The sequence below is a fragment of the Bdellovibrio bacteriovorus genome (genome assembly GCF_048286975.1).
Lineage (GTDB): Bacteria > Bdellovibrionota > Bdellovibrionia > Bdellovibrionales > Bdellovibrionaceae > Bdellovibrio > Bdellovibrio bacteriovorus_H.
Genome location: NZ_JBLVRT010000002.1, coordinates 454,388 through 470,379, shown reverse-complemented (window position 1 = coordinate 470,379; position 15,992 = coordinate 454,388). Strand labels below are relative to the sequence as shown.

The 15,992-nt window shown below is 52.2% G+C and carries 7 protein-coding genes; 1 reads left to right on the top strand and 6 read right to left on the bottom strand.

Annotated elements, in window-relative coordinates; genetic code table 11:
* Positions 1 to 85: 85 nt before the first annotated feature.
* From adeD to ACNQKP_RS10365, 5 genes are all read right to left on the bottom strand, one after another.
* Positions 86 to 1,846, bottom strand: coding sequence for an adenine deaminase (gene adeD, locus ACNQKP_RS10385; RefSeq protein WP_417864653.1), 1,761 nt, complete (start codon positions 1,844 to 1,846; stop codon positions 86 to 88).
* Positions 1,843 to 2,634 carry a xanthine dehydrogenase accessory protein XdhC gene (gene xdhC, locus ACNQKP_RS10380; RefSeq protein ID WP_417864651.1) on the bottom strand — a complete coding sequence of 264 codons (792 nt, stop codon included), beginning with the start codon at positions 2,632 to 2,634 and terminating at the stop codon, positions 1,843 to 1,845. Before xdhC ends, adeD begins: the two co-directional genes overlap by 4 nt.
* A complete protein-coding gene (xdhB, locus tag ACNQKP_RS10375; RefSeq protein WP_011165030.1) occupies positions 2,627 to 4,954 on the bottom strand; it encodes a xanthine dehydrogenase molybdopterin binding subunit in 2,328 nt (775 codons plus the stop codon). Before xdhB ends, xdhC begins: the two co-directional genes overlap by 8 nt.
* Entirely contained in the window at positions 4,945 to 6,408 is a 1,464-nt protein-coding gene (locus ACNQKP_RS10370; protein ID WP_417864649.1) for a xanthine dehydrogenase small subunit, read from the bottom strand. The genes xdhB and ACNQKP_RS10370 overlap by 10 nt, the downstream gene beginning before the upstream one ends.
* A 120-nt stretch (positions 6,409 to 6,528) precedes the next feature.
* On the bottom strand, positions 6,529 to 8,058 hold the full coding sequence (locus ACNQKP_RS10365; protein WP_417864647.1) for a carboxylesterase/lipase family protein: 1,530 nt from the start codon (positions 8,056 to 8,058) through the stop codon (positions 6,529 to 6,531).
* A 277-nt stretch (positions 8,059 to 8,335) separates the two neighbouring features.
* Here ACNQKP_RS10365 and ACNQKP_RS10360 point away from each other — a divergent pair, with 277 nt between their 5' ends.
* Positions 8,336 to 9,106, top strand: a complete 771-nt coding sequence (locus tag ACNQKP_RS10360; protein ID WP_417864646.1) for a S1 family serine peptidase — start codon at positions 8,336 to 8,338, stop codon at positions 9,104 to 9,106.
* Positions 9,107 to 9,163: 57 nt separating this feature from the next.
* On the opposite strand, the gene ACNQKP_RS10355 is transcribed toward ACNQKP_RS10360, so the two are convergent.
* A complete protein-coding gene (locus ACNQKP_RS10355; RefSeq protein ID WP_417864644.1) occupies positions 9,164 to 15,907 on the bottom strand; it encodes a Calx-beta domain-containing protein in 6,744 nt (2,247 codons plus the stop codon).
* Positions 15,908 to 15,992 lie beyond the last annotated feature (85 nt).

Here is a 15,992-nt window from a genome sequence, read left to right as displayed (position 1 = left end):
AATGAATCACGGAATTTGCTGGACTGTCGAGAAGAAAAAGCCCCGTTCTGTCAGAAAGGGGCTTTAGAGTAATTGCTTCAAGGACCTAAGCCTCTACTTGTAAGGGTATGAAGCTGAAGTTTGTGACGTTCACCAACCCACGATCAGTGAGCTTCAAGGTTGGAATCACCGGCAAAGCCAGGAAAGCCATTTGGATGAACGGTTCATCTAAATGGACTCCCAAGGATCGGAAGGCGGTTTTAAGGTCGGCGATGCCGTCTTTGATTTCTTCGGCGCTCTTGAGGCTGAGAAGACCCGCGATTGGCAGTTCCACCAGGGCTTTGATTTCACCCTGATCAGCCACGGCAAAGCCGCCGCCAGATTTGATTAATGTGTTCACGGCCAAAGCCATATCCGCCGGGTTGGTCCCGATGACCATGATGTTGTGAGAATCATGCGCCACAGAGCTGGCTAGAGCGCCGCTTTTTAACCCCATGCCTTTTACAAGGCCCAACGCCGGAGGCAAACCTTTGCCATAGCGTTCGATGTTGGCCATGTAAAGCACATCGCTTTCAGCAAACTTTTGCCCGTCAAAAGCCACGGTCAGATGTTGTGTGATGATTTCGTGAGGCACGATTTCAATCACGTTGTAAACTCCCGGAATCAGATTCACGGTCAGTTCTTTTTCTGTCAATGACGCTCGCTTCATGGTGTTTTCAAGAGGTGGTTGCGACGTCTGCAGTTTTTCCTGCAATGAATCCTGAAGTTTTAATTCAGAAACAAACTTCCCACCGATCATCACTTCCTGAATATCGACAGCTTTCAGGTCCTTCAGGAAAACCAGATCGGCTTTCTTGCCCGGTGCCACCAGCCCCAGACGTTTCAAACCAAAGTGGCGGGCGGCGGAATAAGTCGCCAGACGGTACGCCACATGCACAGCCACGCCGTGTTTGTTGATCAGTTCTTTGATCAGATAGTTGATATGTCCTTCGTGTGCAATTTCAAAGGGATTGCGATCATCGGTGCACAGCAAGCACTGCGGGGACGAGAACTCGTTCACCAGCGGAGCCAGAGTGCGCAGGTTCTTGGCAACACTGCCTTCGCGAATGATCAGGCCCATGCCTTTTTGCAGCTTTTCGCGGCCTTCTTCCAGCGTCACGGTTTCGTGGCAGTTTTGAATTCCCGCCAGCAGGTACGCATTCAAGGCTTTACCGCGCAAAAGGGGCGCATGGCCGTCCATGTTCAGATCATCAAAGGCTTCAATTTTTGCCAGGACTTCTTTATCGGCGTGAATCACGCCGGGGAAGTTCATCATCTCGGCCAGACCCAAAACGGAAGGGTGATCCTTGAAGGATTTCATTTCTTCCAATGGGAAGTCACTGCCGGTGGTTTCAAAACCCGGAAGAGCTGGAACACAGGAAGACATCTGCACAAAAAGATTCTGGTGCATCAGTTCAGAAGAACGCAAGAACCAGCTAAAACCCCGGCCACCCAGAACGTTGGTGATTTCGTGCGGATCACAGATGGCCGTGGTGGTTCCCAGCGGCAACGTCGCTTTTTCAAATTCAAAAGGCGACATCATTGAGGATTCAATATGCAGGTGACCATCAATGAACCCCGGAGTCACGAAGGCCCCCTGGGCGTCCCAAGTGCGACGGGCGGACTGGGTTTGATATTCCATCCCCACGCCGACGATATGTTCACCACCGATGGCAATGCACGTGGGATAGATGTCGCCTGTGATCACATCGAGCATCTGCACATTCGTGATCAGCAGATCCAAGGTGCCATCGCCCCGTGCTTGGGACAGGCGGGCCGGCAGAAGGTCGGAGGCGATCTTTTGGGTTTTCTTGTTGCTTAAACTCATAGAACCAAATCCCTTGTTTTAAGAATCTGCGCCACAATACTGAAGGCGATTTCCACTGGCGCGTTGGTGCCAAAGCTTTCTCCCATAGGGCAGTGGAACTTGTCGAGTGACTCTTGAGCAATGCCGGCATCGATCAAGTCCTGACGCAAACGGCGGGCTTTTTGGTCGCTGCCGATGTTACCCACATAAGCGAAGCGATCGCGCTGTTTCATGACTTCCACCAAAATAGGCAGGTCAGTGCCATGGCCCATGGTCATCAAAGTCACAAAGGACTTTTCTGGAATTCGGGAAACCAGGCCCTTCATGTCCTCGGTGCAAACTGTGGTCAGACGACTGGAGGTCGGAAGTTTGTCGATCCATTCCTGGCGCGGATCCACGCACGTGATTTTGCAATCCAAGCGCATCAACAGGCGCACCAGTTCCTGGGCAATGTGCCCGGCACCGAACACCCAGATGTTGAACGGGTGGTTGTATTCAAAGAATTCAAAGAAGAAGCTGACCACACCACCGCAGGTCATGCCGATATCTTTTTGCAGATTCCAGTCGGCGTAGTGATGATGGCTCTTTTCGCGGATCATTTTCTGGGCTTCTTCGATGGCGCGTTTTTCAACTTTGCCACCACCCACGGTGCCGTATTCCAATCCGTCGGCTGACACGAGCGCCCGAGCGCCCACGTCCTGGGGCGAGGATCCTTGTTGTTTTACCAGTGTCACGCTGACAAAGGACTTTCCAGAGTCCTGCAGGGACTTCATCGCGGACAGATAGTCTTCAAAGTTCATTTTACTCATGACGAGCGATCTCCATCAGCATTTCTTCCGGGGTGGCAGGGGACTTCAGGGTCGAAATCAGGCCTTTGCTTTTGGCATTGGCGGCGTCTTTCAAAGCAGTCCATACGCTGATTCCCAATAAGAACGGCGGTTCCCCCACGGCCTTGGAGCGGTGGACGTTTTCGCGGTTCTCGTGGTTTTCAATGAATTCCACATTAAACACCCTTGGCGTGTCTTGCACGTTCGGGATCTTGTAAGTAGTCGGGGAGTGGCTTAAAAGTTTTCCCTCTTTGTTGTGGAAAAGTTTTTCTGAAGTCACCCAGCCCATGCCTTGCACGAACGCACCCGTGACTTGGCCCTTGTCGATACCCGGATTGATTCGGCGGCCCAGGTCCATCAGGATGTCGGTGCGAAGAACTTTATACTCACCTGTGAACAGATCCACCTGCACTTCACTGACGGCAACACCGTTGGTGAAATACTTAAACGGCGTCCCTTGGCTGGTCTTTTTGTCAAAACCAAGGCCCTCGGTTTTAAAGTGAGCGTACTCTCCCAAAGAAAGACGGTTGAAGTAAGCTTGTTTAACAGCGTCAAGCCAAGTCATGGATTTGCTGGAGGGTTTGTGAGTCAGAAGTCCGTTTTCAAAATGGAATTCTTCAAATTTCAATTTGGCTTCATCCAAAGGCGGGCATTCGGCGATGTCGTTCATCGGTGTGCCAGCCAGAATGTTTTGGAACAACCATGCCAGACGTTTCTGAATCCCGACGGCGGCCTTCAAAGCTGCCGCACAGTTGATGTCAGATCCACTGGAGGCCGCCGTAGGTGACGTGTTGTGGTTTTTCTCGGTCGAGGTTGCCATGACTTTGACGTCGTGGGCTGGAATACCAAAGGCGTGAGCCACGACCTGCTGGATCTTGGTGTTCACACCCTGACCCATTTCGGTGGCGCCGGTGGAAACCTGCACGGTGCCGTCTTTGTGAACGTTCACCGAAGCATTTCCTTGATTCAGGAAGCGTGCGGTGAAGGCGATACCGAACTTGGTCGCTGTCATGGACAGCCCCCGCACAGCGGTTTTACTGCTGGCATTGAAGGCGTCGATTTCTTGACGGCGCTTTTCATAGTCGGAAGACTTTTTAAGATCCGCAAAAAGTTCTGGCAGGGGATTGTGTCCCAGCGCCTGACCATAGTGGGTCACGTTGTTGTGATCTTTTTGATAACAATTCAGTTCGCGGATGGCGAGAGCATCCTTTTTCAGGTGCAGGGCCATGTCCTCGATAATGCTTTCAATGGTCATGGTCCCTTGCGGGCCCCCGAAACCACGGAAGGCGGTGTTGGAATATAGATTGGTGCGAACCACGGCACCTTCGATGTGCGCGGCGGGCAGATAGTACGCGCCATCAACGTGGAACATCGCCCGATCCAGGATCGAGCTTGATAGATCGGCGTAAGCGCCCCCATCGGCGTAAAGGTGCGCCTTCAAAGAAAGAATGCGGCCGTCGTTATCAAAACCCACTTCGTAATAGTTTTTAAACGGGTGGCGTTTTCCGGTCATCATCATGTCGTCGTCTTTCGACAAACACAAACGAGCCGGGCGTTTCATTTTACTTGCCACCAATGCTGCCATCGCCGCAAACGGGGCGGCCTGACTTTCTTTGCCACCAAAGCCGCCGCCCATGCGTTTAACGACGCAGACGACTTCATGCAGGCTCAGGCCCAAGGCTTCGGCCACCACGTGCTGGGTTTCAGTCGGGTGCTGGGAACTGGCGTGAACTTCGATCTGACCGTCTTCCATTGGGTAGGCAATGCAGGCGTTGGATTCTAAATAAAAATGCTCCTGACCGCCGCACTCAAAGGCGCCTTTAAGGCGGTGCGGGGCTTGGGCCATCGCGGCGTCGGCATCGCCGACTTTGAAGGCGTTGGCTTTATAGATGAAACGATCCAGTTTAATGGCTTCATCAATGGTGAAGACGCCATTTTCTTTTTCAATTTCAAACTGCACGTGTTTTTTCGCGCGCAACAGGTCTTCCATGTCGGTGCCGACCAGAAGCACAGCCGGTTCATCATAGTGGCCGATCTTGTCGGCAACCAGAATAGGCTGTTCTGGGACGATGGTGCCCCAGGAATTGTGGGAAAGGTCTTTGGCCGTGAAGGCCGCCAGTACTCCGCGGCACTTCAGGGCTTGGGAATAATCAATAGACTTCAGGCGGCCGGCGGCCGCGGGAACACCCACTGGCAGCACCAAGACTTCGCCCGCCATCATCGGGCGGTCGTCGATAAACACACTGCCACCAGTGACGTGGCCACGGGAAGAATCATGAGGGATGTTTTGACCTACGGACATGCTGTCATTTCCTGTTGAAGTTCAATATGGCATTTCTTGAATAAGTTTTCGGCGACCTTCAGGCGGTATTCATCCGTGGCGCGAAGATCAGAAATAGGCTTGATCAAAGTGCGCACCTTTTCACCCATACGGGCAAAGGTGTCTTCGCTGAAGGCTTGTCCCTTCATCGCGGATTCAATCTCGCTTAGACGAACCACTGTGGGGCCGACACCGCCCATGGCGATGCGAGCGTCACTGATGGTATTGCCCTCGACTTTTAGCAAAGCGGCAAAGGTCACCGCAGAGATATCCAGATCCTTACGCAGGGACACTTTAAAGAACTTGGACTTCCATTCTGGTCCCGGCACCGGGATCAGAATCCCTGTGGCAATCTCATCCGCAGTCACGTCAAAGACCTTGTAGGCTTTATAAAACTTTGGCAAAGCCACTTTGCGAAGACCTTTGGTGGACTGCAAGTGCACTTCCGCATCCAGCGCCAAAAGAGCGGGGATGCTGTCACCAATCGGGGAGCCGTTCATGACGTTACCGACCAGAGTCCCTTGGTTTTTGATTTGCGGTGAAGCGAAGATGCGCAGCAGGCGCGAAAGCTCTGGCAGTTTGTCTTCCAGGAAGTTTTCCAGGGCTGTCAGGGTGACGCGGGCTCCGACCCACACGCCGTCAGCGGTCATTCTGATTTCATTGGTGTCGGTGATCTTGTGCAAGCTCATCACGTCATCCATGAAGGCTTTGCCTTTGTTGTGCAAAACGCCCAAATCAGTGGCGCCGGCCACCAGACGAGTTTGTGGGGATTTGGATTTTTGCTCGGTCGCCACCTGGAAGTTCGCCGGGGCGGTGAATTTCTTGGCGCCAGCTTCAATCATCAAAGAATCAGAAGCCAGTGGCTGGAATTGTTTTTTCTGACTGTCCGTCAAGTACTTGGCAGACAGAGACTTCCATTTTGACAGATCCAGATTGGTCGCTGCCGCCAGGATTGGTTCATATCCGGTGCAACGGCACAGGTTGCCGGTAAGGAAGTTGCGGGCTTTTTTCTCGGTGATGGCTTTTCCTGAACACGCGCTTTTTTCTGCCAGTGAAGACAACGAACACACCATGCCCGGCGTGCAGTAACCGCACTGACCGCCGTGGAATTCGCGCATCTTGTTTTGCACTTCGCTTAAGTCGTCCTGCTCAGAAAGACCTTCCACTGTGACCAGTGAGCCCATGTCGAAAAGGTACATCGGGGCGATGCAGGAATTGATGGCTTGGAATTCAGACCAGCTGTTGTTTTCAAGTTTTGCTGAAAGCACCGTGCAGGCACCGCAGTCGCCTTCAGCGCAAACCACTTTCGTTCCCGGAAGGGAGCTGTGATAGCGTAAATACTGGGCTAGCGGAAGGAAGGCTTTTTCGCCGGAAATGCGGTGTTCAGCGCCGTTGATAAAGACATGAATTTCGTTGCGAATTTTGTTTTCAGACATCTAAATTGGTTCTCATAAAAGGGGTCCCATGACAATAGAATTTCCCTTATGAGTTTAGCCCCTTTTGGGGGCCTCAATGTCCTCAAAAATTCAAATGTGAGCCATTAAGCCGCCTCAAGTCTATTTAAAGACCATTCGGCCGTCCCAGACGGGCGCTTGGGCGGGGAGCTGGGTGTTGGGATTTCCGTCCCAGAAGAAGGATTTGAAGTACGGCGCCATCGAGTCCCGCAGAGCTTCCCGGGACTGACGATTCTGTTCCGTCCAGGCAAATCGGGCAAAGCTGGGCTTTTCGGTTTCAAAGTTCCCCAGGTAGAACATCGCATCCATGCCGTGCACAGCGCCAAAAACTTCTTTCCACGGGGAGGGGGTTTCTTTCCATTCAAAGGAATAACGATAGGTCTGTGGGTTGTAGGCTTTCACTGCCCAGAAGATTTCTTCCATCGTCATCTGCATCGCCAGGGACCCGGCAGCGGTGCTGGAATGGTACAGAGTCACCTTGTTGTCTTTGATAAGGTCTTCCTCTTTCAGATCTGCTGGAGGATTTTGGATCAGGGACCACAGCTCTTTATCGGTGGGCTTGATCAGGGCGCCGCCCAAAAGATAGGTCGCCTCATCCGTGGTTAAACCCAGGATCAGCGGAACGCGGTGGAAGTTTCCGAATAAGATTCCCTCCACCCCATGTGGGAAGACGGCGTCATCTTTGAAGTGCTGAAACGGCACGATGTATTCTTGCGCCTGCACCAGTTCTTCGGTGGTTCGGGAATACAGGAACTGGCGGATCCACTTGGTGCCCTTGGCTAGCAGATACGCTTCCGCTTGGGATTTTACTTTCACCAAGCCGGCATTCACCACCAGATTTTCGATGAAGTCTTCAGAGCGGGTTTCCGCAACCCAGCGAGGATAGGCATTCGGCACACCCGCAGAACAAACCGCACGGTGGAAAAGATCTTTGGAAAGGGGCGTCTGCAAAAGACCCCACACATTCATGCAGCCTGCGGATTGACCCATGATGGTGATGTTGTCAGGATCTCCGCCGAAGTTTTCAATGTTAGTGTGGATCCACTTGAGCACGGCGACCAGATCTTGGGTCACGTAGTTGCCGGAACTGTCCCACTTGCTGCCTTTATTCAAAGCTTCGTGCGCCAATGCGCCCAGCATGCCCAGGCGATAGTTGGCACTGACAAAGACAACGTCTGAAGAAGAAGCAAGCCACGCGCCATCATAAAGAGGATCGGCAGAAGTGCCTTTGAAATTCGATCCGCCGTGAATCCATAAAACCACGGGGCGTTTTTTTGCCGCGACCGGTTTCCATACGTTCAGATAAAGACAGTCTTCATTGCCAACCGGAGTTCCGAATTTTTCTGGCGGCACATTGGCAAAGAAGTTTCCTTTCTGAGGGCAGGCGACAGGAAGTTTTGTGGCGTTGAGAGTGCCGAACCAAGGGGCCGGGGATCTGGGTGCTTTCCAGCGAAGGTAACCCACCGGAGGAGCGGCGTAAGGGATTCCCAGAAAGGCTTCGGTGTTGTGAGCCGTACGAAGGCCTTGGATCTTTCCATCAGCCACCCGAGCAGAAGGCTGCGCCGCCTGTGAATTCCAGGACCATCCAGTAAACAAGACCAGCAAAAAAGCAGAGTAAGCAAGTGATCGCATGGGGCCTCCGTCAATTTCAGTCTTAGCGAGCTTCGGAGGATCTTCCAAGAATAAAGAAAACGAATTTCATAAAAATCATGCAGGCTTGGCAAGTTCTTTTAAAAAATTCGGTAATTACCGTCGAGGAAGAAATGTTTGGGGGCAATAATTTCCCCTCTGCAAAGGTCCGAAAAAAGGCCAGTTCCAAAGTGGGTCGCCGAGAGTCTTTGAGCATTGGGAAAAAACAGACAACGATTGATATCAGGTTTTGAAGGATTCAAGACCAGAGGGGAATAAAATGAAAATGAACCATCTTGTTATCGCAGGCCTTATGATGATGTCTGCTCCAGTATTCGCGAAATCTGGCTCTGTAGGGGCTAAAATCGTTGGTGGCGTTGAGGCTTCCATCGGTGAGTTCCCATACATCGTGTCTTTGCAGAGCGGCAGCCATTTCTGCGGCGGTTCCTTGATCAAGAAGAACTGGGTATTGACAGCAGCTCACTGTGTTCGTGGCGGCACGGTTAAAAAAGTTGTGATCGGCTTGCATGACCGTACAAATGCGGTGAATGCAGAATCCATCGCTCCCAAAAGAATCATCGCTCACCCGAACTACAATGCACGCACAATGGAAAACGATTTTGCATTGATCGAGCTTTCTCAGGATTCTTCTTATGCTCCAGTGGCGTTGAACCCTGCTGAAATCGCTCTTCCAACTGACGGCTCTGAAATTTTGACGACAGTGGCTGGTTGGGGTGCAACTCGTGAAGGTTCTTACTCTTTGCCGACAAAACTGCAAAAAGTGGACGTTCCATTGGTTTCTACAGCAGCTTGTAACAAAGCTTACAACAACGGTATTACTGACAGCATGATCTGTGCTGGTTATGAAGGTGGCGGAAAAGACTCTTGCCAAGGTGACTCTGGTGGTCCATTGGTAGCTCAGGACGAAAACAACCAGACATACTTGGTTGGTGTTGTGAGCTGGGGTCAAGGTTGTGCTCGTGCGAACTACTATGGTGTTTATGCCAAAGTTAGCAACGCGATCGAGTGGATCAACAACACTGCTCAGTAATTCGATTCAAAAATTGAATTTCCAAGAACCCCTGGGGAAACCCGGGGGTTTTTGTTTTTAATAGCCGTTGGTTGGATAAGCGTAGATGGTGTTGGCTTGGAAGGCACCGGCTGGCATTGTACATGACAGGGTTCTGTAGTCACCATGACCCTGATATGCGCCGAAGTTCGGGGCATAGGTGCAGGCTTCATTGGCTTCGCAAAGTCCGTTGTTGTTTCCAACATCGTCAAAGACCTCTTCATAAGCATTGATCAGGAATGTCGTCGGAGACGTGCGCTGATCTGTGATTGTCCAGGAGGCCGGATCCAAACCCGCAGGGCAAAGGGCGCCATTAACAAAGCTCGAGTTGGCACTGTTGCCGTTTTGCACGCGGTCACGCAATGCCGTGTCCGCCGCATTAAGCTCAAGGCTTGCGTTAAACGAGCCGCTTGAATTCACGTTAGGAATGTATGTGTAGGTGCTGGAGCCGGAGGCTGCGCAAGTGGAATGAGTGACTCCTGGATTGGTTCCTCCACTGACGTTACAGTGAGTGTAAGAGCCCGACATTGTCGTGAAAAACTTGGTGAATTGGTTATTGGAAGAGCCGTTGATGCGGATGTCATTAGTGCCAAAGTCATCTCCGGCAAAATGAGTTTGGGCGAATCGGTTGTTGTCAGAGCCGGAAATCATGTTCAAACCATATAGCGCAACTGCGGCAACCAGATTGTTGACGGTGTTGTAGGTGGAGGCATTAAACTCAACAGTCGAACCGCTGAATGAGCCCTGACTTGAAGTGATGTGAGTCATCACGTTGCGATGGGCGGATACCAGACTGATGTTTCTTGGAGTGTTCCCGTTCCCAAGAATTCGGACTTTTGTGATGATATTTTCATTCGACCCATTGATGACCATACCCGCATTGCCACCGGCACTGATCGCCAGATTGTGAAGGACGTTGGAGTTCGACCCGGACTGTAGGGTAAGGCAGCTGGCTGAGCCATAGTCTGAGTCGCATTGATAGCTAATAATTCTATTGTTGGTTGACCCAGATAGAAGCATGGCGCTGCTCGTGTTATTCCAGTTTGAAACGATGTTTGCCAACAGGTTCCCCGATGAGTTGGTTAGTTGGAAAAGCGGACCATAGCTGTTTCCAACGACATTCAGGAATGCACTGTCAGTAACTGAGTTCAAATCGAAAATCCGATCCACTCCGTACCATGACATGACATTAACGACATTGAATTCGTTTCCGGCGGAAGGGCCGGCAATCAAGATCGGAACTTTTGGTGCATCTTCGAGGTTCAGGTTCTGCACCAGAATTTTCCCGGAGTTGTTGCTGATGTGCAAAGTGTGGCAGTTTGCGGCAGTCGAGTTGTAGTCAGAAGTGATATCCTTCAGTTGAATTGAATGTGAGCCGCTGATGGCAATCATCCGCCCGTTGGCAAGTGTCGGGTCCCCAATGAAGTCTGTGATGTTACGGACTTGAGAGAACGTGACATTGTGAAGGAAGATCGACGTGCCGACCGTTCCGCTGCTGCTTTGCCAGACATTTGTTTCGATCCAGATGAATTTTTGAGAGCCCGCGGCCACATTCGTGCGGATTCCGGAACCTGTTTCACCAGTGGTGGCGTCGGTGTTAAGGGGCCATGAGCTGAAAGCAGGAGTAATCATTCCGAATAAGGTGACCAAAGAGATCTTGTCCGCGTTGATGTTGTATCCGCGTCCAGTCGAATTGCTGGGCCCAATGGTGTAGATGGTTCCAGCGGTTGACAGGGTCTGAGTGGCTGAGGCAGCCGAAGGTGCCAGTTGGACGGTGTTCGTCCACCATACACCCGAGGCGCTTTGCGCCACTTCATTGCCGCCGACAGAGACGGTCAGTGTGTTGTTCATGAATGAAGTTTCATTCAGCATCTGGCGAAGACCTTTATTGGCTTTCAATCCCAGGGAATAGATCACTGCATTGCCGGATCTGTCATCACAGGCCCAGTCAAAGACATCCAAAGAGTCAGCGGCAGTGACACCTGTGCAGTTTGGCTGCGAAGGCATATTGGCTTTGCGGAATTCACCGCCGTGAAGACAGCTGCGGAAACCGTTGGTTTCAGTGCCGTCGCAGGCCGTGTCCGCCTGAAGGTAGCTTGGCAGAGTCGAGTTGTCGTTTTTGATATAGTCATTCCACTTTGCACCGTTTGTTGGATAGGCGGGTGTGACTGTAATCAGAATCCCTGTGGCAGTCGTGAACGAGTACAGGCTGTTTGATGCATCCAAGTTCGAGCCGCCAACGGCACGAACTCGCGCTCGGTAAGTGTTCCCGAAATTCAAAGTACAGCTGGTAAAGGAGTAGCTGGTTGCTGGTGCTGCCACGGTCTGTTGTGGACATTTTTCGGTTGCGCCATCATTTTCAAAGATCGTCACCTGATAAGAGGTCGCGTTTGTGGACGTACCCCAGTTGACGGTTGCCTTGGTCCCGTTGGTCAGTTGGTTGTCAGCAGTGCTGTCAGTGCCTCCGGTGATACCTGAAATTGTGAACGGGCCCGGAGGTGGGGCATAGGTCACAGCCTGACCGGCAGTCACGGTGACAGTGTTGGTATTGTTGTTCCCGCTGGTATCTTGAACAGCGTTGGCGGCGACGGAGGGGCGCAGTGTGCCTGGGTTGGTCACAGCAGTAGCGGAAACTATAAAGATCGTATTGTCTGATGTGGAAATACTCCAAGTCGTGCCTGAAGAAGTTCCCGTTTCAGTGATATCAGCAGCAGTGAACGTTGCCGGATCAATCGCGCGGCTGAAAGTGATGCGGAACTGCACGGGAAGTGACGAAGTCGTACCGTTTTGTCCGGTGTTGCGGGCGAATGTAACAATTGTCAGATCAGCAACGCGAGAGAAAGTGTAAGGGCTGTTCGTGGCTGTCTTTTGAACCCCGACATTGCGTTTGGCAACAGCAAGAACCTTGTAGCTTGTTCCCGCACTCAGGGCGCAAGTGGCAAAGTTATAGCTGGTGGCAGGGGCTGCCACATTGACCGTCGCGCAGACGGTGGCTGTATTGGCATTGTTGCGAATGGTGATGTCATAGCTGTCCGCACTGGTGGCAGCGCTCCAGTTTACGGTGGCATACTGTCCACTGGCCAAAGAATTGTCGACGGTGGAATCCGTGCCACCAGTGATACCACTGACGTTAAAGGCACCCGGTTCCAGATAGTAGCCAACGCTGGCATCGACACTGGTGGCCGCCTGATTCAGGTTCGCAACAGTATCAGTCACCTGGCCTGCTGCCAGAGTTGGGATGATGGTGCCTTCTGCACCCACGGAAATCGCTCTAAGAGTATAGACGGTGTTGTCAAAGGTGGTCAGGGTGTAGGTAACACCCGTAGCCGACCCACTCTGGCCAAAGTCAGAGTCGGAAATGCTTGCCGGGTCGATGGCGCGACTGAAGGTGACAGTGAAGTTCACTGGCAACGACGACGTTGGATCTGCCTGTCCGCCAGCTTGTTCGATAGTGACTGTAAGTGGCGTAGGAGTCGTAAAGGCATAAAGACTGTTGGTTGCTGTTCGGGTGGTGCCATTGGTACGGGTTGCAACCACGCGGGCTTTGTAAGCCGTGTTCAGGGTCAGGGAGCATGCACTAAAGTTATAGCTTGTTGCCGGCGCGGCAATAGTTTGGGTCGCACATTTCACGGTGGTGTTGTCATTTTCAAAGATTGTGACTTCATAGTTGTTAGCCGCCGTGGAAGCCGCCCAGTTAATGGTGGCTTTGTCACCGCTGGACAGCAGGTTGTCGGCCGTGGAATCAAGGCCTCCAGTCACACCCGTGATATTGAACGTTGCGGGTTCGGCATTGTAAGTCACAGAACTGTCGGTGGAAGTAGATACCGCATTGCTGTTCCCCATAGGGTCAGCAACGGCAGCGGCTGCAATGGACGGAACCAGGGTGCCACTGCCGGTGGCGGCCGTGGCTTGCAGACTCCACGTGATATTGTCACTGGTGGAAACAGCCCAGGTTACACCCGGTGCGGTTCCGTTCTGGGTGATATCAGCATTGCTGAAAGTCGCGGGATCTATGGCGCGGTTGAATACCACCGTGAAGTTGATCGGCAGATTGTAGGTTGGATCGGCCTGGCCACCAGCTTGATTGACGGTCACTGTCAGCGGAGCTCCGGTTGTGAAAGAATATAGACTGTTGGTGGCAGTGACCGAGCTTGCCAATGCACGTTTCGCCACTACGCGGGCGCGATAAGTGGTCGAAGCATTCAAGGTGCATGCGGCAAAATTATGACTGGTTACCGGAGCACTGACATTGGTCAGAGCACATTTGACGGTGGTTCCATCGTTCTCAAGGACAGTGACGTCATAGCTTTCGGCATAAGTCGAGGCATTCCAGTTCACGGTGGCCACAAGGCCGCTGGTCAGTTGATTGTCGGCAGTGTTGTCAGATCCACCGGTGATACCTGAAATAGTGAAGGCTGATGGATTAAACAGGAACTGCACGGAGTTGTCCGTCGATGTGGAAGCCAGATTCGTATTGGCCAGGGTGTCTTGCACGACACCTGCATTGATGGATGGAATGACAGTGCCTTCGCCACTGATGGCGGATGCAGACACCGTCCACATGATATTGTCCGAGGTCGATACTGTCCATGTCGTCACAGTCGCTGTTCCCGTGTGAGTGATATCCGCACTGGTGAAAGTGGCCGGATTGACGGCGCGATTAAATATGACGGTGAAATTGACAGGAACCGAGTTTGTCGGGTCGGCCTGGCCCCCAGCCTGATTGATAGTCACTGACAAGGCCGCCAGAGTCGTGAAAGTGAAAGGCACATTGGTGGCCAAAGTTGATGGCGCCGACGGGCGATGAGCCACGACATGGGCCTTATAGCTTGTTCCAGCCGTCAGCGTACAACCAGAGAAACTGTAGGAAGTCGCAGGTGCCGCGACGGATTCAGCAGGACATTTTACTGTGGTGCCATCATTTTCAAAGATCGTAACATCATAGCTTTCAGCATTGCTCGAAGCTGCCCAGTGAACAGTGGGGATTAAGCCGCTGCTTAAAGAATTATCTTGTGTGGCATCTGAACCACCGGTGACACCGGAAATATTAAAGGCTGCGGGTTTTTGACGATACAGGACGGAGGCATCTGTGGAAGTTGACGCCTGATTGGGATTTCCCAGCGTGTCGGTTGCTTTTGTGGCATCCAGGAATGGAACCAACGTTCCTTCGCTGGCAACAGTGGCGCGCAGAATATAGTTGATATTATCAAGAGTGGAAAGAGTCCACGTCACACCTGTCGCGGTGCCGTTTTGAGTGATATCTGCGCTGCTCAAACTTGCTGGATCTATGGCGCGGCTGAAGACTAAAGAAAACTCGACTGGTAATGTGGCTGCCGGATCGGTCTGGCCACCAGCCTGGTTGACGGTCACAGTCAGAGGTGCTGGAGTTGAGAAAGTGAATGGATTGTTGGTGGCGGCGGTGAAGTACCCGTTGGCGCGATGAGCAACCACAGAGGCTTTGTAACTGGTAGAAAGACTCAAGGCACAGCCAGAGAAACTATAGCTGGTCGCTGGCGCAGCCACAGAGACCGTCGCACATTTGACGGTGGTCCCGTCATTTTCGTAGATCGTCACATCATAACTGTCAGCCGCTGTGGAGGCTGCCCAGCGGACGGTGGCCAGATTGCCGCTGCTCAGTTGTGAGTCGACGGTATTGTCCATCCCCCCGGTGATTCCGGAGATGGTAAATGCCGCCGGAGCGGGGATATAGGTCACATTTCCATCAGAGCTTGAAGAGGCCAGATTGGGATTTCCCAGCAGATCATTCACGCGGCCCGCCGGAAGTTCCGGTTTGACAGTGCCACTGCCACCCACGGCCGTGGCCGTCAAATTATAGACACGGTTGTCAGTGGTGGAAAGACTCCAGGTGATCGTGGGCGCAGTGCCGCCCTGGAATAGATCGGCCACAACCAGTGTTGCTGGATCGATGGCGCGATTGAAGGTCATGACATAGGCAATCGGAAGATTGTAAGTCGGGTCGGTTTGGGAGCCGGACTGTTCAATCACCACCGTCAGATCCAGGGTGTCGTTGTCCAGAATGGACAGGCTGTATTCAGACTTGGTGCCGATGGTAACTTTATCTGGCGAACTCAGCTCCAGGATCAGGTTTTCGGTGGACTCCATAACGGCGTCATCGACAAAACCCAACGAAATTGTTTTGGATGTTTCAAGCGGATTGAAGGTGACCGTGCCCGAAGTGACAGAATGATCTGCTGCCTGGACGGAGCTGGTGCCTTTGATTGCGTAGTTTACTTTGGAGGTGAATCCTGACGGACCACTGAGGGTCAGAGTCACGTTCTGGCTGCCGATGGATTCCAGCGCCGTTTCCGAGGCCAGTTGGAATTCCACCGACGGCATGGCTTCATTGTCCTGTACAGTCAGATCCAGAGCCGAAGGACTGATGGAAACTTCACTGTCATCGGAACTGAAGGACAGGACGAAATCTTCGTTGTCTTCGTAGATCGCATCATCCAAAACGGGCAGATTTAAGGTCACCATTGTACTTCCGGAAGGCAGTACGATCGTTCCGGCAGAGATGGTGAAGTCGGTGGATCCGTTGGCGATATTCCAGCGAATGGTCGTCGGGATCAGGCGCGGATTTTCAATCTGCAGATCGACGTGGAAAACGTCACCTTCAGTCAGGGAAGTCACAGTTGATTTTGCAGAAACGGTATAAGAGGGTTTGATCAAACCTGACAGTTGTTCAATAGAACTATGGATTCCGCAGGCAGAGAGGGTGAGTACAGAAAGTATGAGGGCGCCGAAACGGACAAGATTTTTCATACATACAATTGATCGGCGGCGAACTGTTCGATACCAAGTGGCGGAACATCAATGTAACACTCATTACTACACTGAAATGTGTTTG